The organism is Caproicibacter sp., from assembly GCF_046707225.1.
In the GTDB taxonomy this organism is placed as follows: domain Bacteria; phylum Bacillota; class Clostridia; order Oscillospirales; family Acutalibacteraceae; genus Caproicibacter.
Genome location: NZ_JBJKOP010000034.1, coordinates 40,093 through 56,959, shown reverse-complemented (window position 1 = coordinate 56,959; position 16,867 = coordinate 40,093). Strand labels below are relative to the sequence as shown.

Genomic DNA, 16,867 nt, shown 5'->3' with positions numbered 1-16,867 from the left:
CTTTTATAGTTGAGAATAAACAACGAAAGGAAGATGTTTATGGATTCCTATCTCTTACAAACGAATCGGCTATGCAGGGATTTTAAAGGACAGCATGCCGTCAACAAGCTTTCGCTTTCCATTCAGAGGAATTCCGTCTACGGCCTGTTGGGGCCGAACGGCGCCGGAAAATCGACAACACTGAAGATGATCACCGGGATGCTGCGCCCGACTTCCGGTGAAATTATTTTCGAAGGCCATCCGTGGAGCCGCGGGGATTTATCCGATATCGGCGCATTGATTGAATCGCCGCCGCTGTATGAAAACCTTACCGCCAAAGAGAACCTGAAGGTTCGCACGCTACTGCTTAATCTGCCGGATTCCCGTATTCATGAAGTGCTGGAAACCGTCAGCCTGACCGATACCGGACATAAGCGCGCCGGACAGTTTTCCATGGGAATGAAGCAGCGCCTCGGCATCGCGATCGCCCTACTGAATCATCCGAAGCTTTTGATTCTGGACGAGCCGACCAATGGCCTTGACCCAATCGGCATACAGGATCTGCGCGAGCTGATCCGCTCTTTCCCCGAACAGGGAATTACGGTGATCCTGTCCAGCCATATTCTTTCCGAAGTGGAACTGATCGCCGACCATATACCCGCTATATCATGAAAAACGCGGATCAAATGGAGCGGTATGTGCAGATGCTGATCAACATCTCCAAAGCGGAAGCCGGTTTTTCCCTTCGGCGAAAAGACACTCCGATCAGAACCTTTTTGGATGAGCTTTACGCGCAGATTGGTGCGCTGGCCTCGGTGAAGCAATTGAAAACAGAATTCAAGGAAAAGGATCTGCCGGATATTATCCGCGCTGACGTCTCCTTAATGCAAAGAGCCATAATAAACATCGTGTCGAACGCGGTTGACTATTCTCCGGAGCATGGGACAATTTGGTTTTCTGTGTCGTCGGAGGGCAATAAAATCAGATTCACCGTTACGGATGGTGGGAAAGGGTTTTCTCCCGAAGATTTGAAACGTGCAACAAGTCAGTTTTACCAGGGAGATTTCAGCCGCAATTCGAAGCTGCATTACGGAATGGGGCTGTTTATTGCAGATTCCATTGTAAAGCAGCATGGTGGAACCCTGACGGTAGCGAATTCCCCCGCCACAGGCGGCGGTATGGTAACCATGGAAATACACAGGAAATAGATTCTGTCTATCCATCATACCCTTAGGGTAGCGACACTCTTCCCGCAAAAGAGCTGGAAACAGCCCGCAATGAACTGGAACGGTGAAAAAGAATATGGCTTTGTTTTGTGGCAAATACATTTTGAAATACCGAATCTGAAAATCTGTGTCGGCTACTTGGGAGAAGCTTTGCTTTTTTGTTGGATCGGATCGATAACCGACTGAAATTTGTAAAGATTCCGCAGGTGATTATCGAAAAGAGTACGAAATATTACTTTAAAAAGAGTGTTTTCGTTACTACCAGCGGTAATATGTCAAGAGAAGCCTTTCAATGTACCAAAGACGTACTGGGTATGGATCATATCCTACATCGTCGACTGCGGCAGTTATATCGCCCACGACGCCCTCTCGGCGGTGGCCCTGCTTTCAGCCGACTCCGTCCTCCGGCTGGTGAACTGCGACCTGAAATCCGTCTGATATCTTTCCAGCCTGCTTCCACTCCTGAAGGAGCAGAAATGGGACGCCGACAAGCAGTACAAGGCGGCCTCCGAGCAGATAAGCGAGGGGGATCTCTTTACCCCTACTGCGCTATGATTTCCGCATGATTAGAAAACGGGAACTTGCTTTCATTCGCTTCTCCGTATATACTATAAAAATAATACGATACGGAGGGCAAGTATGCTTGATTATATTTCCGTCCAGCAGGCTGCTGAAAAATGGGAAATTTCAGAGCGCAGAATACAGAAGCTTTGTGAAGAGAACCGTATTGAGGGCGCTGTCCGCTTTGGTCACGCATGGGCGATCCCAAAAGACGCGGAAAAACCTGCGGACGCAAGACGAAAGAAAACGGAGCGAAAGGAGTGAGCCAAAAATGTATCGGATCACCATTGTCGAAGACGACCCCGTAATTCAGGAAGAACTGTCAAACCTGTTACAAAGCAACGGGTATGAAGTAACTGTCATCACTGACTTTTCAAAGGTAGCCGAAGCTGTTAAAAACGACATCCCGCATTTGATTTTGCTTGATATCAATCTTCCCGTGCAGGACGGCTTTAAAGTGTGCTCGAAAATACGGACGTTCTCCAATGTGCCAGTCATTTTCGTCACAAGTCGGAACACCGATATGGACGAACTGAACGGCATCATGCTGGGCGGCGACGGTTTCATTACAAAGCCATATAATACGTCGATTCTGCTGGCACGGATTTCCTCGCTGCTGAAACGCGCCTATCCGTCCGGGCAGGCAGAAACAATGACATATAAAGATGTGACTCTTTATCCGGAAAGCAGCCGCGTGGAATTTCAGAGCCGATCGGTTGAGCTTACAAGAAACGAACTGAAAATTATGGCGTTTCTTTTTCATAACGCCGGCAAAATCGTTCCCCGCGCAGATCTGGTGGAGTATTTATGGGATAACCAGCTTTATGTGGACGATAACGCCCTGAGCGTGAATATGACGAGGCTCCGTGAGAAGTTGAAGCAAATCGGTGTCACCGATTTCATTATGACAAAGCACCGTCAAGGATATCTGATATGAGCTACAAAGAGTATTTGAAGGATCAATTGCCCTGCATCCTCGTCAATATCTTCTCGGCGGTTCTGTGCTCCGCCTTTCTCGCATCAGTAAATATCGGCAAAGGAATCATCGGCATCCTTCTCGTGATATGGTTCCTCATTCTTGTATGTTACATCAATGTGCGGTATTATTTCCGGAACCGTTATTTCAGAAAAATCCAGTCACAGCTTGATCACCTGGATCAGAAATTCTTAATCGGGGAAGTCATGGATCGTCCGGAGCATGCAGACGACCGTTTTTATTACAGCTTATTAAAAGCGGCGAATAAATCCATGATCGAGCAGGTATCCGCGTCCCGGAGGGAGCGAAAAGAATACAAGGAATATATTGAGCAATGGATACACGATGTGAAAACGCCGATTGCCGCCATGCAGCTAGTCTGTGAAAACAATAAATCCGATACTACGAGAAAGCTGCTGATCGAATTGGAGAAAATCAATCATTTTACCCAGCAGGCGCTCTATTACGCCCGGAGCGAAAACGTTGAAAAGGACTATCTGATTAAAGAAACCGTGTTGGCCGGTATGATCCATCAGGCCGTTTCAGAAAACAAGCAGCTCCTGCTTCAGAACCACATAGGCGTTCAGATCGAGAATTGCGAATGCACGGTCTATACCGATGAAAAATGGATCGGCTTCATCCTGAACCAGTTGATCGCCAACGCAGTAAAATATCGGACAGAGGAACCAATCCTGAAATTCAAGGTCAGCCCGGAGCAAAGCAAGGTCATTCTTTCTGTCTGTGATAACGGAATCGGGATTCCGGAAAGCGACCTGCCGCGTGTTTTTGACAAAGGATTTACCGGTCAAAACGGACGAACCAGTCAAAATTCTACCGGCATTGGACTGTATCTCTGCAAGCGCCTGAGTGATAAGTTGGGCATCGATCTTTCAATCGAATCAAATTCAGGACAAGGAACAGCAGTGAAATTGAGCTTTCCAAAAGGAGATTTTGTAGAAGTGCAGAATTGAAATTTCTGCACTTCTTACATTTTTGTAAGAACTTCGTAAGGAAAGTCGATACACTTGGATCACCAGATCCGTTATGATGAATGTGAGGTGAAGCAGATGGGACAAATTTTAAAAGTCGAGCATATGGAGAAATACTATGGAAACAAGGGCAATGTCACCAAAGCCATTGACGATATCTCTTTTGAAGTGCAAAGCGGAGAATTCATTGCCATTATGGGCGCTTCAGGGTCAGGTAAAACCACGCTCCTGAATTGTATCTCCACCATCGACACGGCAAGCGCCGGGCATATTTTTCTGGACAGCACCGACGTCACCGAAATCAATGAAAAAGACATGGCCCGTTTTCGCAGAGAAAATCTCGGATTCATTTTTCAGGATTTCAATCTACTGGATACACTGACCATTGGTGAAAATATCGCCATGGCGCTGACGATCAACAAAGTGCCCGCCGCCCAAATTGACGAACGGGTCGAACAGATGGCTTCGGCTCTTGATATCCTTCCGATTCTGGACAAGTTCCCCTATCAGGTTTCCGGAGGCCAGAAGCAGCGGTGCGCCTGTGCCAGAGCTATGGTCAATCACCCGAAGCTGATTCTGGCCGACGAACCTACAGGCGCTCTGGACAGCCGTTCCTCCCAAATGCTGCTGAGCACCATGCAGACGATGAACCGGGAGCTGAACGCGACAATCCTGATGGTGACCCACGATGCCTTCACCGCCAGCTATGCAAAAAGGATTCTGATTCTCAAGGACGGCCGGATTTTTACGGAAATCCTGCGCGGAAAACAGACTCGGAAAGAATTGTTCGGGAAGATTCTGGACGTGATGTCCCTGTTGGGAGGCGATCTGTCCGATGTACGTTAAACTGGCTGTCAGGAACGTAAAGCGTTCCGCAAAGGATTATCTGATCTATTTACTGACCATGGTTTTATCGGTCGGCCTGTTTTACGGCTTCCTGTCCATCACGAGCCCTTTCTATAACAGCAGACTGCCGATCCAGATGAACTTGGAATACTTTTCGGACAAAATGAAGATCATCGTACCGCTCATTGCTCTGCTGCTGGTGTTCCTGATTACCTACGTCAACCGCTATATGATAAAACGGAGGAAAAAGGAATTCGCGCTGCAAATCATCATGGGGATGGAGCAGAGGACGGTCGCGTATTTGTTCTTTATTGAAATGCTGCTCATGGGGCTCATCGCCGTGGCATTGGGAATCCTGCTGGGCACGTTGATGTCGCAGATCGTCAGCGCGATCATCATGGCATCCTTCGGAGAGAGCTACCGAATGTACTTTTCAGTCTATCCCGACACCATCGCGTGGACGCTTTTGTTTTTCGCTGCCCTGTTTATAATTATCGGTTTTGGCAACATCCGCGTGATCCGGAAACAGAAAATCATCGACATGCTGCACGAAGAACAGCAGACCGAAAGCACGGCCACCGTAAAGGACATGCTTTTCAAAAGTCTGATTGTGGCCGCTTGTCTCGCAATAGGAATTTTGTATTTATGCGTTCGCGCGATTTTCCCGGTCTGGAGTAAACTGAGCGGATCAGGAGTCGATTCAGCGCTTCTTTGCCTTGTGGGAACAGTGGCCTTTCTTCTGCTGGCCGCGGGATTTTTTATCGCTACCGTCAGATTTAAGAAAGAGGGAGGTTTGTTTGCGGCATTGCTTTCCATCACAAGCGTTGTTTCGGGCGTTTCCCTTCTAAGCATGAACGGCCTCTTTGATGAGATGCTAAGGGCCGGTATTCTGAGGGGAAGTATCTATACGATGCTCCCGCCGATACTCGCAATCGGAATGATGTTATTTGGCATAATCGCCGCCTATCACTGCTTCTCGTGGCTGCTGATTCTTGCCAAAAGAAAATCGGTAAGCTTTCGGTACAAGCATTTGTTTCTGCTGGGTCAGGTCGCTTCCAAGTTGAAAACCAATGCGAATACGATGGCGGTGCTTACCTGCGTTTTGCTGAGCGCCCTTATATTACTCGGCTGGCTCCCAACTATTACGGGAGAGGTGGACGGCTACTTAAAAGAGCGGTCCATCTATGATGTGCAGATTTTTTCGCAATATGGAACGGCAAAAAGTATGGACGAGCTACCGAAGACAAGCATGGATGCTTCCTATATTGACGATTGCCTGAACCGTGAAGGATATGCTGTGAAAAGCTCTGCGAATGTGAAAACATATTATTTGAAGGGCAGTGATTTCAATATAAAGATAAAAAAAGATATGCCCTTCCTTGCTGTGTCGCTCAGCGATTATAACGCACTGCTCCATATGTGCGGATATCCCGAAGTGTCCTTACCCGATCACGGATTCGCCGTAGCCTGGTCCAACACAGCCCTATCCGATGCGATCAAGCAATTTGATGCGGAACATCCGGTCATTCAGGCGGAAAATGTTACGCTTACAAAAGCACCGGACGCTGATTATCAGGTGAACGTCGGTATGGGCATTTTTACAAGCGGTATGGAAGCGGCATATATTTTACCGGACAACGTATGTAAGGCTCTTACAATTGCAACGACTTATTATGCGGTCAACACCACGAAACCGCTCAGTTATAACAGTGCTGAAAAGATAAATGAAGCGGTAAGCCAATGGATGGGCCATTCGGAAACCTTCCCTGAAGGGGGCGGGTTTATCCGTTTGAAAACACTTCAGCTAAACGAGGGGATCTCGAATTCCCTGATGCTCAGGCTGGGAGGCACGTACACAAGCCTGATCCTGATCGTCATATGCTTCACGGTTCTGGCCTTGCAGCAGTTGATGGACGCCACGGAGCATAAACGGCGTTTTCAGATCATTGAAGATTTAGGCGTTGACCAGAAGCAGATCGGCACCTACATCCGGCAGCAAATGTCCATCTGGTTTGGAATTCCGGTATTTATCGCATTTTTTGGAGCTGGAATGGGGCTTGCATACCTTGCCTTGACAAACTATCGCAGTTATATTCCGTATGTCACCGTGAGTCATGTGGTCGCAAACATTCTGGAAGTGTACGGCGTTTTTCTGATCGTTTTGATCTGTTATTTCATAGCCACATTTGTTCTTTTCAGAAGAAACATAGAAAAATAGATTTTATACCGTTATGTAAAGGGCAAACCTGCCGAAAGGCAGGGACGTAAAGCCGAGGGACTAAGGTGCGTAAGCATGATGACAGTCTGGCTGCAGTGGATTGCGTTGAAAACCTGCCCTTATGTGTGGCAGGTTTTTTTTATATGGATTAAAAGTAGAGGCGCTACCCGCCCAACAAAAAAATGTGAGTTTGGCGGGTCTATCTTAATGCCTGAATATAGCAGTGCTTCAACCCTCCAGACTTACAAGTTTGGCGGGCTTTTCTAGGCCGCCCATGTCATGGAGCAGCGCCATGAGGACGGACGCAGAAACCGGGCGCACTCCCCGGACAGAGGGTGATTATCATGGAATGAGTCAAGGCTGACGCCCGTGTCGGCGAGATACCGAGACAGGCACACCCGTTCAAATCCGCTGTTGTGTGCCCGTTTGACAACGTTATCGTCCGTGAGGGCATTGAGAATTTCCTGCGGTATGGCTTCGCCTTGCAGAAGGTCAACAACCTTCACTTCGCCGCCGTCCACGCTGTATCCGAAGAGGATAATCTGAAAATCCGGGGACTCTGCGTACTTGTACACGCTGCACTTCTGAAGACTCACGCTGCTGAATGTTTCAATGTCGATCTCAAGTGTCCTCATCGTCATCATCCTCCGGGAGGCCGCAGTCCTCCGAGACGTTCATGCATTTGTCCTCGATATAGTCGAGATAGTCGTAATAGCTGTCGTTGTACATATTTGTTTCCTCCATAAGAAAAGCGGCGGAGAAAGACTGTCTCCCTCCGCCGCCCGTTTGGGTTACTGCTTCTTTTCCTTTTCCTTGCGAATGCGCTTTTTCTCTTTGTGCTGCTCAATCGCATACTTGACGATGCAGATGACGTTACCGATAAGGAAGCCTACGACGGCACCAAAGCAGACTGAAAGCATCATTGACTGAATCTGTGTCATAGTGTCCGGCCCTCCCTCAACCCAGAAAGTCGTCGTCGGCATCGGACTGATAGCCGTCATTAAAATCGTCTTCAGCCTTTACCTTGCCACCGAGTGACTCGCCGTCCTTGATTTTTTGGATATTCTGAAGGCCGCAGGCGATTCCGCGGTTCCCAGATGCTGAGTATGCATAGAACGAAAGGGACACACGGGCATACACGCCGGAGTAGATTTCCGAGGTTTCAAAGATGGGCTGGCAGTGGATGTCCACCACGCCGGGAGCATTGTTGCTGTTGGCATTTACGAACCAGCAGCCCTTGTACGCCTCATCGTCCGGGCGCTCGACATCACCGTCACGGAGGGGTGTTTTCAGAGTGGAGAGCGGAGGCACGGTTTTGCCGCTGCCGCGCAGTTTGCCCTGACCTTCCTCATAGGCCGCCTGAATAGCCGCCTTAATCTTGGTTACGGTGACAGTGTCGGACTTAGGGATGAGGACTGAAGTGGAAAACTTGGGTGCGCCGCCATTTATGCTTTTTGCGGTCCAGATATTTGCGTAACTGAGGCGAACAACGCCGGTTACAACTTTTGTGGGGTTGGTTACAGTATTTTTCATGATATTAATCCTCCATATTTTCGATAGGGTCAGCGAAATCATCCGCCGCCGTGTTCAGTTCTTTACGCTTGTCCGATGCCGGAACAAGCACTGGTTTGCCTTCGGGCTTGCAGGTCAGCCCACCGAGCAGTTCATCAAACCTCTTCCTGCCGAGAAGCGAGGTCATTGCCGTTATGCCGAGCAGCTTGTGTTCATATGGGTCGTACCCGGCATCCTTGACCGTAGCAGCAGCGGCATCCTCATCTGTGTACTTGCGGTTGCTTCTGCCGGCAACAACCTTCCAGCCGTCATACTTCGTGCCGGAAAGTGCCTGGGCGAGAGCGTAGTCCTTGACGTCCGACGCCCAGGAAACCAGTTCGTCGATTTTGCCCAGAATGTCCGCCACCTCGCAGATTTGCAGCAGAGCGGGGTCGGTGAAGTCATAGGCGGCAAGCGCCATATTTGCTTCGGCTCTGGCTCTGCATTCGGCTTTCGCCTTACAGAACCGGCAGTGATCACCCGCCTTATAGCCACCTTCGCCTTTCCAGGCGAGTTTAGCCGCCGGGACAAGTACGGTTTCCGCCCATTCGGTGAGAGCCTCTGTGGTCGTCTCCCATGTCTGCACATTACCGAGCCTCGGCTGATAAATACTCATCCGCACAATGTCGAACAGATAAAGGAAGTCGAACATCCGCATGGCACCGAGGGCATAGATGCGAAGCTGGTCGTTTTCTTCTGCGTCCACCTTTACCCCACGCCCACTCTTCAGATCGATGATGTGCAGAACGCCGTCCGACACGATAAGCGCGTCGCAGGTGCCGAAGCATTCTGGGACATAGCGGGAGCAGTCAACACGCTGCTCAACAAATACAGCCGGGTCTTTGAGTCCTTCCGTCTGCTCCATTACGAAGTTGGCATAATCGGATGTGTATTCATCCATTTCCGCGTCGTCGCAGACGGGCTGATTTTTAGCTCTTCCGAGCTTGTGGTTGAGTTTCTCCTCCGCCACACCGTGGGCGAGGGTGCCTTCCGAGGCGTAGCTTGATTCCGAGTCCGCAAGGAACTCCGTAAGCCGCGCCGACGGTGGACACGCAAGCCACCTGTGGCTTGCCGAGGGAGAAAGGAGTGCGTGGCTCATAACAGTGCCCTCGCTTGCTCCATGAGCTCTTCATAAAACTCACTTTCGATCTCGGACAGCTTTTCACAACCATGGCTTTCAAGCAGCTTCTTTACCTCAGCCGTTTTTCCGCTGCGGGAAATCTCCGCCAGCAGAGCGCGCACTTCGGCAAGCTCTGGGGTCTTATTCTGAGGTGCTTTGGGAGCGTAACTGCCAACCTCGTCTGCCTTGAGCGCCGTACTCAGCTTCGTCACGCTGCCAGCCAGCGAGGTGAGTTCCGAGATTACACGCGCCAGGGTTTCCGCGATGTTGACCAGTTCGTTCCCGATTTCGGTGATTGTCATTCGGTTTACCTCCGTTTCTTATTTGTGAGAGGTTTTATCCCTCTCCACCTCGTACAGGACAGGCGGAGATGGAAACCGTACCGAAATGCAAAAATTAATCGAAGTAATTTTTGAGGGCGGGGTTTTCACGAAGGGTCTGTGCGAGCTTTTTCACGCGCTTGCGGATAGCGCCCTCGCTCAGACCGCATTCATCCGCAATCTTTGCCTTGGTCTTATCGCTCAGGAGTTCATCCCAAAGATACCGCTCATCCGGAGTAAGGGAATTAAGGGCGATGCGAATGGACGTGCGCGTTTCCTTTTTAATAAGGAACTCGGCTGGGCCGTCCGCATCATCCGGGATGTCGAAACCGCTCTCTTTGCCATCGTCGGAGCGGGACATAGGTTTATCGATTTCGAGGTCGCCGTGCTTGGCCGCTTTCACCGTCCAGCGTTCTTGTGACTTGAGGTCGGCGGCGTTTGCCTTGTGGGTATCGTCACCCATAACGTTTCTGGGAAGCCGAATTGCCATCTCGCGGTCGGGACTGTAATACCAGCGTTGAACGAAGGGGTTGTCCGCCGTAGGTGCTTCTGCTGGAGCGAAGCACTCCTGTCGGGTGCATTCGACCGTCTCGCCGCTGGGACGCATACGGTAATAGTGGTGGTAGTGGAACTGTTGGTAGTTTTTCATCTGATTTTCTCGTTTTCCCCGCTCCGAAGGGCGATGAATACGCGAAAATCGTTAAACCGAGATACTCCGTCTTTGCGTAAATGGGCGCAGCAAAGCTACGGTGGACACTACGGCTTTTGCCGGGACCGAGATGGTCACTTGGCATCGATTTCCGTGTTTCCACCGCCAGCTAATGCGCACTCGCTAAGCGGTTTTGATAATACTCTCCCGGCTTCCCAGGAGGCATTATCATTATATCAAAATGAGTAAGTTGACGGATTTACTACATAAACCGTCAACATAATAAATGATAGTTAATGAAAAAGCATTGTAATTCGGCATGCAATCTGCTATAATTTATATATGCAGTCCAAATGATATTGCATTGAAAGAGGATTGTAATGGTTTTGATATATAGAGGTGATGCATCTCATGAACCAACCCTTGTCAAGAGGTTTTTCAGAGATTTTTCTGAATAATTTATTTGAGTTGGACAGCTACGCCTGCGAATGCGAAAAAGACATAAAAAACGTGGCTCCGGGTGAACCTCCGGAAACCACGCTAAAGTTGTACAGCAATACGGAACAGCCGCTGCATTATTCGTATGCTGCAAAAGAAGGGTTGAATTTAACCGGCAATAATGGTGGCGTTTTGGCGAAGAATATCCTCGGTCAACTGCTTGCCTTAAAAGACGGAGACGTAAAGGGATATGTACGATTCATAAAAAAATACGGCTTCATGTTACCGGTTGCGTTTGACAGTTATGAAGCTGTTCAAATGGATAATCTTGTCGAAATAATCAAAAGGATAAAAGCAACAGTCACCCTTATGAACACAGTTGACAGCAAGTCCGATTATGAAGAAATGTTCAATGCTGTGACATTCCTTCTTTATCGCAAGCCCGTTGTATTGAAAATGAGTAGTGGTGAGTACACCACTTTCGTGCATGGTTATACAGAAAATGTTTATGGGACACCATTTCTGCGAGATTTTCATGGTGACTACAATTATTTAATAGACCAAGGTTTTTTCACCGTAAGTGATGTCACCGTTTCATCCGGCACTACAAAAATCTCAAGTGATTTGTACCTTGATGTCGCACAAGGAGAGAACAACGGGGTTCCAGGGAAAAGCAGTCAAAATTACCGAAACCTATTTGCAATGTACATCCATGAAGCTAAGTCAGAGTGCGATTATCAACAAATCATCGATTTCTATGAGCACTACCAGATGGACTATCCTGGCAAAAAGCGGATTATTGACTTCGTCGATCTTAACAAAATCACTTACTACAACCCGGATGCTTCATTCTCGCTCTCCGATGATTTAAAGAAAGTACTTCCTGTCGTAGCGCGGATGGTTCTTAGCCAAGAAATGAACCACAATATCGTAGGAATACACCTTCAGTATGACGGTGCAGGGCTGGCGCCAAAATGGAAAGTAGAAACACTCCTGCAGGCTCTGTACTTTTCGGTTTTTTACATGAAGCCGGGCGTGGAGATTTATAAGCGTTGCAAGAATCCAAATTGTAGGCGCGAGGTGTTCTTCCTCACAAACAGAACGAAGACAAACAAGGAATACTGCTGCGATCAATGTCGAAGTGCGGCGGCGGCACAGCGCAGCAGGCAAAAGAAAAATGAGTAATAAAAAGACGGCCCTCCTCATAGCTGGAGAGCCGTCTTCGATTTGTTTTCTGTTTTAGACCAACATAGCTTGCGTAATACCCGGTCGTGAGAGAACTCGCTCGATGCATTCTGCAAGTTCTTTCTTTTGCTCATCTGGCGTGCCAATGTAGTTATACATAAGATATCGAGTGTCTACAACAATCCCTTGGACTCTTTCGTAGTTTTTCATGTGCGGGTTTGAAGGATCATATCTCCAGTCACCAACCGCTTCACCGATATTCTCAATGACACCAGTTAAGTTGAAAAGATTCTCTTTGCAGTTGTAGGGTAAAATGAAGGCGTTAAACAATTGTTCGTTTGGGATAGTCCTTGTCTGCTCAATATACTCTCCGTAAGTTATCTGCTTGTTTATATCTGGCCCGCCGGGTAGATGGTCAGGGTTTTCGCTCCACCCGTATCGATAGCACTTCGCATCAAGCACATAGTATTTACCGCCATAAATCATAATGGAATCCGGCTGCAAGGATGTTCGCTTCCGTCTGGATGCAGGTCCTTTATCAAGGAGCCACGTTGCCTTGGGGAAGTATTTGCCCTTATCAGAGATGCCAAAGGCAGCATCAATCATATTCTGCCATACATACTCAAATCGATCTGTACCAAAGAAGAAGCGATTGTTATCGTTTCGCGTGTCTATGTAGGTCAGAATCTGCCGCATTGCCTTGAACAGGTTACGTTCCACGTCTTTATTTGTATGGTTGATTTTGTCTGTAAGGATAGAGATTGACTCGGCAATACCCGGATGTTGAGCAGGCTCTTGCGGAACGAAAGACACATAAATGGTGCCGAGCTTGGAAAACGCCTCATGGACGCAGTACTGGTGAATCTGCGTTATTTTTTTGTTGGTATTTGGTGATTGACGACGAACCGTCATCTGTGTAAAAATTACAGACCCGTTCTTCTGAACCAGACCCATTTGATTTTTAAAGGTGCGTGGCCAATCTGGTGCACCTTTTGTTGCGGTAACATACTCGGGCTCGGTTTCAATGTAGTAGCGACCCGTATTGAGGTAGTGCCGGATAACCTTTATGTAGGCGTGCATCGGAAAATCTACAGAAATTGGTCCGCTGAAGTTCTGAGTTTCAATCTGACTGGCTTCTTTCATAAAGATTGCCAGAACGCCGAAAAGGTTATGAACGTCAACACGAAGATCATCGTCGTTTTCAGGTAGCTCATAGCCAATGGGGAAGTAGATGGTCATTCCATTGGTATCTGCCTTAACGCCTACAAAACTATCGCCTTCGCCGTTTTTATTTACATGGCACATCTCACGCAGAGTGATTCCGCGCTTGTCCATATCCGAGTCGATATTGGGGAGTATTCTATTGACCATTTCTGCATTTCTGCTTTGAAACAGATTCTCCAACGTCAATCACCACCTCTCATTGTGCAGACTCATCGCTGATACAGCTGATCTCTAATTTCTTTTCTAAAAATATTAAAGCGGGCTTTCTCTCTTTCATATATGAACATCCGAATGACCGCCTCCAATGAATCGAGGTCTTTGTTGTCCATAGTATCAAATACCGCGTCTGGATTAAATTTGAAAGCGTCATCCCACAAATACTTAATGACTTTTTCGGGGAAAATTCTGTTTTGCATAAGAGCTGCGCGAATTTCTCGGAGTCGTTTTTCACCATCTTCAGAAATGGTGCCCCCCATCTCTGATTTCAACAACTCGTTAAGCTCAGCGAGAAGCTTATCATGATTTATAGGTATATCCGCTTTATTATACATAAGATCGATCTCATGGACGAAATAAACGCCGAGACGCTTGTCCTCAGATGAGGACATTTTGGCCTTATTCCCGACAATCTGTGTGTTAATGGTTTCACAGAACCGCCGCCAGGTAACCCCAGTATCCAGGATTTCCGCTTCAGCGAGAGAAAGGCGAACATTATCGAAATTGTTTTCGATTAGTCGCATTTTCCAACGGCGCTGGAAAGCAGTATCGAGAGTGAAAACATTCTGGTCGGATGTGTTCATCGTTCCAAGAATCGAAAGGTTGGATGGAATACGAACCTTGTGTCTGGGGTCTCCATATACGACCTCTGCAATATATCGGTTTGTGATGCCATATTCGCTTGTGCCAACAGGGTATTTTACTCCATCGACAGTTTTTTCATCCGAAATTCTATCAAGAAGTTGGAATACTTCGCCGAATATTGCCGGAGCATTACCGCGATTGATTTCCTCGATGATAAGAATGTACTCTCTTTTAGGATGGTTGTACGCGTCATGAAGAATAGAGGTAAAAGGCCCCGGCGTAAATTCATAGGTAACTTGATTATCGTTTTCTTTATCTACAGCAGGGAGAATCTGTCCGATAAAATCGGAGTTTGTGTAGTCGGGATGGAATACTAATCGTTCAACTACACTCTCGGGGTGGCAGTACTCATGTTCAATAGTCCAGCTCTTGCCAGACCCAGGAACACCGTACAATAAAATATTTGAACCGTCTTTCAAGCGCACTGCTTCGTCAACAATTTCCTGCTTTTCGTTGCCCGTACCGCTTTGTTCATCGACACCGATTTCGTTGTCAGCGGTGTCATTATATTTTTCCTCGCATAGAGAATAATCTTGTTCTTCATCGCCGAACGTAAAAGCGAGTAGCGCCTTCTTAACAAATCCCTCGTTTGCATCAACGCTGTGAATAGTTTCACGTAATGTTCCAGGGCCATACCACGTCTTCACTGGATCAAGTCTTATCCAGTCAACGGTAATGTGCTTCCCGTCATCTGCATTTCCAGTAACTGTTCCGATTGCTTTAATCTTCATTGCACCCACGGTTTTTCCGTGATTGTTAAATGGAAGGTTTAGCTTTTGTGTAAATGTTGATTTCAATGCAATCCGATCTCCGATTTGAATTGATTTTACAACATCTTGAAACTTATCCTCCCACCCATTTTCCCAGACACCGGTTTCTATATATTCATCCGAATAGTCGCGCCAGTTGCCGTCTTGGTCATTTCCGGTTGTGCCAACATACCACGCAAAGTCAACCTCAGTTTCATAGTTGGTGGAATCAGGAAGACCAAGTTGCTCTCTTAATTTTTTCTCCTCCTCGGTCTTTTCAAAGAAAGATTTAGCCCACTCAGTAAAACTTGACTGTTTAAAGGCAATCAAACGTTCAAAAGTATATTTCTTCTCACCATTTGAAGTAGTGACACCAATTATTGCAACGCTCTCAAGCTGCTTATAAACCCTTTCTAATATGTATTTGATAAGGGTATCTCTTTTCACCTCAGGGACACAGACGAAGACCACTATAGGAGCAAAATATCTAAATTGCTCGGAAACACGGTTCGTGATTTGACGCTGCTCCTTAATATATGAAATCCTTGCATCGCAATCGAAGTGTTCTTTGGCCCAGTCTTTGAATTCATCACCCTTGTTTCGAGCATGAGGATTAGCATCGATAAGTATACCTAATGTCTCTTCAAAGGAATCAAGTGTTATTTCACCCATTTTCTTCATCCTTTCCCTCTACATATTCATGTATTGCATCTCTAAAGAACTGAGGACAGCGAACCTTTCCCATGCTTAATCTATGTTCAAATCCTTTTGCAGCTTTCGGAGACAGCGGTTTGCATGGATATTTAAGGAAGTCCAACAACAATATTTCGTCTCGTTCCACTGGATATTCTGATACGGATGCAGAATACCTTGTTCCATTGTTTCCCCATGCTGCTTTTGGCCACTTATCTTTATCTTTTAGTTTCTTGTCCTTGGCTGGATTATATTGTTCAGCATGAACAATTTTACTTGCTATCCACGCAACAGTATTTACAGTAACAGCGTTACCTACCAGTTTCCATCTTGCAGAAGGTTTGGCTATATCCTCTGCGGGTTTGGTCCAATCTACCGGAAAACCTTGAAACCTCTCAGCGTCTCTAATATCAGGCGATGCGACCATTCCGTAAGGAAATGCAATAGCTGGCGGAGAAGCTATTCCTATTGAAGATCCAACTTTTAAAGTTGGTATCCCATTTTGATACAATCCCAGCGCATATTTTCCTTCCGTCCAATAAAAGCCGCACGGCTCTGAAAATGTTTCGGTTGTAATCATGCCTTGCTTTTTTAAAGAGTTTCCACTCAGCAGAACATCTTTCGGATCATTGTGCAGAGATGCAACAATAAAAACACGGCACCTATGTTGAGGCACAAATGCCATAGAATCAATTGTTCTATAAGCCCAACTGTAACCTAGTTCTTCTAGTGTCTCCACTATTGTTCGAATAGTCTCACCTTTCTTAAGGTGAAGCATGTAAGGTACATTTTCAAAAATAACCCACTCCACTTTATCCTGACGGAGTAAACGAAAAACTTCTCGAACCAATGATGACCGTGTTCCATCAAGGCCTTTTTTTACACCAATAGAACTTAAATCCTGACAAGGGAAGCCAGCGCACAATATATCTGTACCTTCTGGGAGTCTTTCCAAATCGCAAATATCATTCGTTAATTCAATATTTGGTAGATTACTCTTTAAAATCTGTTGCGCGATAGGATCAATTTCACACATGAGTGTGGTTGAAATCCCTACTCTTTGAAAGGCAAGCTCGAATCCACCGATTCCAGAAAACAGGCTAACCATCTTCCTTGGAATATCGGCTTTATAATTAATTGTCATTTTCATCACTCTCTTTCCTCAATGCTGAGGCTATTCCCACACATTTGTTATCCGTCCAAGAGGTCATTTCATTTTCAGGGGCAACAAATGGCAATATGGCGTATAATCTCTTATAGATATTTTGCCTTTCGGCCAATA

At 46.9% G+C, this 16,867-nt stretch carries 15 protein-coding genes, 3 pseudogenes and 1 riboswitch; of the genes and pseudogenes, 9 read left to right on the top strand and 9 right to left on the bottom strand.

Annotation, left to right across the window (positions count from 1 at the left end; translation table 11 throughout):
- Positions 1-39: 39 nt before the first annotated feature.
- The 8 genes and pseudogenes from ACLQ3M_RS07805 to ACLQ3M_RS07770 all read left to right on the top strand — a co-directional run.
- Positions 40-648: pseudogene (locus ACLQ3M_RS07805) on the top strand (lantibiotic protection ABC transporter ATP-binding protein); the annotation flags it as partial.
- Positions 649-665: 17 nt separating this feature from the next.
- On the top strand, positions 666-1,187 hold the full coding sequence (locus tag ACLQ3M_RS07800) for a sensor histidine kinase (protein ID WP_411677136.1): 522 nt from the start codon (positions 666-668) through the stop codon (positions 1,185-1,187).
- A 348-nt stretch (positions 1,188-1,535) separates the two neighbouring features.
- Positions 1,536-1,715: pseudogene (locus ACLQ3M_RS07795) on the top strand (ParA family protein); the annotation flags it as partial.
- Between the two features lie 129 nt (positions 1,716-1,844).
- Entirely contained in the window at positions 1,845-2,030 is a 186-nt protein-coding gene (locus ACLQ3M_RS07790; RefSeq protein ID WP_411677135.1) for a DNA-binding protein, read from the top strand.
- Between the two features lie 7 nt (positions 2,031-2,037).
- Entirely contained in the window at positions 2,038-2,703 is a 666-nt protein-coding gene (locus ACLQ3M_RS07785; RefSeq protein ID WP_411677134.1) for a response regulator transcription factor, read from the top strand.
- Positions 2,700-3,713 (top strand): sensor histidine kinase, encoded by a 1,014-nt coding sequence (locus ACLQ3M_RS07780; protein ID WP_411677133.1) that lies wholly within the window; start codon positions 2,700-2,702, stop codon positions 3,711-3,713. Before ACLQ3M_RS07785 ends, ACLQ3M_RS07780 begins: the two co-directional genes overlap by 4 nt.
- A 96-nt stretch (positions 3,714-3,809) precedes the next feature.
- Positions 3,810-4,577 carry an ABC transporter ATP-binding protein gene (locus ACLQ3M_RS07775; RefSeq protein ID WP_411677132.1) on the top strand — a complete coding sequence of 256 codons (768 nt, stop codon included), beginning with the start codon at positions 3,810-3,812 and terminating at the stop codon, positions 4,575-4,577.
- On the top strand, positions 4,567-6,795 hold the full coding sequence (locus ACLQ3M_RS07770) for an ABC transporter permease (protein WP_411677131.1): 2,229 nt from the start codon (positions 4,567-4,569) through the stop codon (positions 6,793-6,795). Before ACLQ3M_RS07775 ends, ACLQ3M_RS07770 begins: the two co-directional genes overlap by 11 nt.
- 11 nt (positions 6,796-6,806) lie before the next feature.
- A riboswitch (cyclic di-GMP riboswitch) is annotated at positions 6,807-6,893 on the top strand.
- A 168-nt stretch (positions 6,894-7,061) separates the two neighbouring features.
- On the opposite strand, the pseudogene ACLQ3M_RS07765 reads toward ACLQ3M_RS07770, so the two are convergent.
- From ACLQ3M_RS07765 to ACLQ3M_RS07740, 6 genes and pseudogenes are all read right to left on the bottom strand, one after another.
- Positions 7,062-7,430: pseudogene (locus ACLQ3M_RS07765) on the bottom strand (DNA polymerase); the annotation flags it as partial.
- Positions 7,431-7,586: 156 nt separating this feature from the next.
- Positions 7,587-7,736: a hypothetical protein gene (locus tag ACLQ3M_RS07760; RefSeq protein ID WP_411677130.1), complete on the bottom strand. Its 150-nt coding sequence runs from the start codon at positions 7,734-7,736 to the stop codon at positions 7,587-7,589.
- Positions 7,737-7,752: 16 nt separating this feature from the next.
- Positions 7,753-8,328 carry a DUF2815 family protein gene (locus ACLQ3M_RS07755; RefSeq protein WP_411677129.1) on the bottom strand — a complete coding sequence of 192 codons (576 nt, stop codon included), beginning with the start codon at positions 8,326-8,328 and terminating at the stop codon, positions 7,753-7,755.
- Between the two features lie 4 nt (positions 8,329-8,332).
- On the bottom strand, positions 8,333-9,445 hold the full coding sequence (locus tag ACLQ3M_RS07750) for a DUF2800 domain-containing protein (protein WP_411677128.1): 1,113 nt from the start codon (positions 9,443-9,445) through the stop codon (positions 8,333-8,335).
- On the bottom strand, positions 9,442-9,768 hold the full coding sequence (locus tag ACLQ3M_RS07745) for a hypothetical protein (protein ID WP_411677127.1): 327 nt from the start codon (positions 9,766-9,768) through the stop codon (positions 9,442-9,444). The genes ACLQ3M_RS07750 and ACLQ3M_RS07745 overlap by 4 nt, the downstream gene beginning before the upstream one ends.
- A gap of 94 nt (positions 9,769-9,862) precedes the next feature.
- Entirely contained in the window at positions 9,863-10,435 is a 573-nt protein-coding gene (locus ACLQ3M_RS07740; RefSeq protein ID WP_411677126.1) for an RNA polymerase sigma factor, read from the bottom strand.
- Positions 10,436-10,846: 411 nt separating this feature from the next.
- Here ACLQ3M_RS07740 and ACLQ3M_RS07735 point away from each other — a divergent pair, with 411 nt between their 5' ends.
- Positions 10,847-12,058, top strand: coding sequence for a hypothetical protein (locus ACLQ3M_RS07735; RefSeq protein WP_411677125.1), 1,212 nt, complete (start codon positions 10,847-10,849; stop codon positions 12,056-12,058).
- 54 nt (positions 12,059-12,112) lie between these two features.
- Here the strand turns inward: ACLQ3M_RS07735 and ACLQ3M_RS07730 are convergent, their stop codons facing one another.
- From ACLQ3M_RS07730 to ACLQ3M_RS07720, 3 genes are read right to left on the bottom strand one after another with little or no spacing between them, the layout of a single operon-like run.
- Positions 12,113-13,462, bottom strand: a complete 1,350-nt coding sequence (locus ACLQ3M_RS07730) for an LlaJI family restriction endonuclease (protein ID WP_411677124.1) — start codon at positions 13,460-13,462, stop codon at positions 12,113-12,115.
- A 29-nt stretch (positions 13,463-13,491) separates the two neighbouring features.
- A complete protein-coding gene (locus tag ACLQ3M_RS07725; RefSeq protein ID WP_411677123.1) occupies positions 13,492-15,564 on the bottom strand; it encodes an AAA family ATPase in 2,073 nt (690 codons plus the stop codon).
- Positions 15,557-16,735: a DNA cytosine methyltransferase gene (locus ACLQ3M_RS07720; RefSeq protein ID WP_411677122.1), complete on the bottom strand. Its 1,179-nt coding sequence runs from the start codon at positions 16,733-16,735 to the stop codon at positions 15,557-15,559. Before ACLQ3M_RS07720 ends, ACLQ3M_RS07725 begins: the two co-directional genes overlap by 8 nt.
- Positions 16,736-16,867 lie beyond the last annotated feature (132 nt).

Coding starts and splice junctions, on each gene's coding strand:
- ACLQ3M_RS07800 (WP_411677136.1), top strand. CDS start 666: ATGGAGCGGTATGTGCAGATGCTGATCAACATCTCCAAAGCGGAAGCC.
- ACLQ3M_RS07790 (WP_411677135.1), top strand. CDS start 1,845: ATGCTTGATTATATTTCCGTCCAGCAGGCTGCTGAAAAATGGGAAATT.
- ACLQ3M_RS07785 (WP_411677134.1), top strand. CDS start 2,038: ATGTATCGGATCACCATTGTCGAAGACGACCCCGTAATTCAGGAAGAA.
- ACLQ3M_RS07780 (WP_411677133.1), top strand. CDS start 2,700: ATGAGCTACAAAGAGTATTTGAAGGATCAATTGCCCTGCATCCTCGTC.
- ACLQ3M_RS07775 (WP_411677132.1), top strand. CDS start 3,810: ATGGGACAAATTTTAAAAGTCGAGCATATGGAGAAATACTATGGAAAC.
- ACLQ3M_RS07770 (WP_411677131.1), top strand. CDS start 4,567: ATGTACGTTAAACTGGCTGTCAGGAACGTAAAGCGTTCCGCAAAGGAT.
- ACLQ3M_RS07760 (WP_411677130.1), bottom strand. CDS start 7,736: ATGACACAGATTCAGTCAATGATGCTTTCAGTCTGCTTTGGTGCCGTC.
- ACLQ3M_RS07755 (WP_411677129.1), bottom strand. CDS start 8,328: ATGAAAAATACTGTAACCAACCCCACAAAAGTTGTAACCGGCGTTGTT.
- ACLQ3M_RS07750 (WP_411677128.1), bottom strand. CDS start 9,445: ATGAGCCACGCACTCCTTTCTCCCTCGGCAAGCCACAGGTGGCTTGCG.
- ACLQ3M_RS07745 (WP_411677127.1), bottom strand. CDS start 9,768: ATGACAATCACCGAAATCGGGAACGAACTGGTCAACATCGCGGAAACC.
- ACLQ3M_RS07740 (WP_411677126.1), bottom strand. CDS start 10,435: ATGAAAAACTACCAACAGTTCCACTACCACCACTATTACCGTATGCGT.
- ACLQ3M_RS07735 (WP_411677125.1), top strand. CDS start 10,847: ATGAACCAACCCTTGTCAAGAGGTTTTTCAGAGATTTTTCTGAATAAT.
- ACLQ3M_RS07725 (WP_411677123.1), bottom strand. CDS start 15,564: ATGGGTGAAATAACACTTGATTCCTTTGAAGAGACATTAGGTATACTT.
- ACLQ3M_RS07720 (WP_411677122.1), bottom strand. CDS start 16,735: ATGAAAATGACAATTAATTATAAAGCCGATATTCCAAGGAAGATGGTT.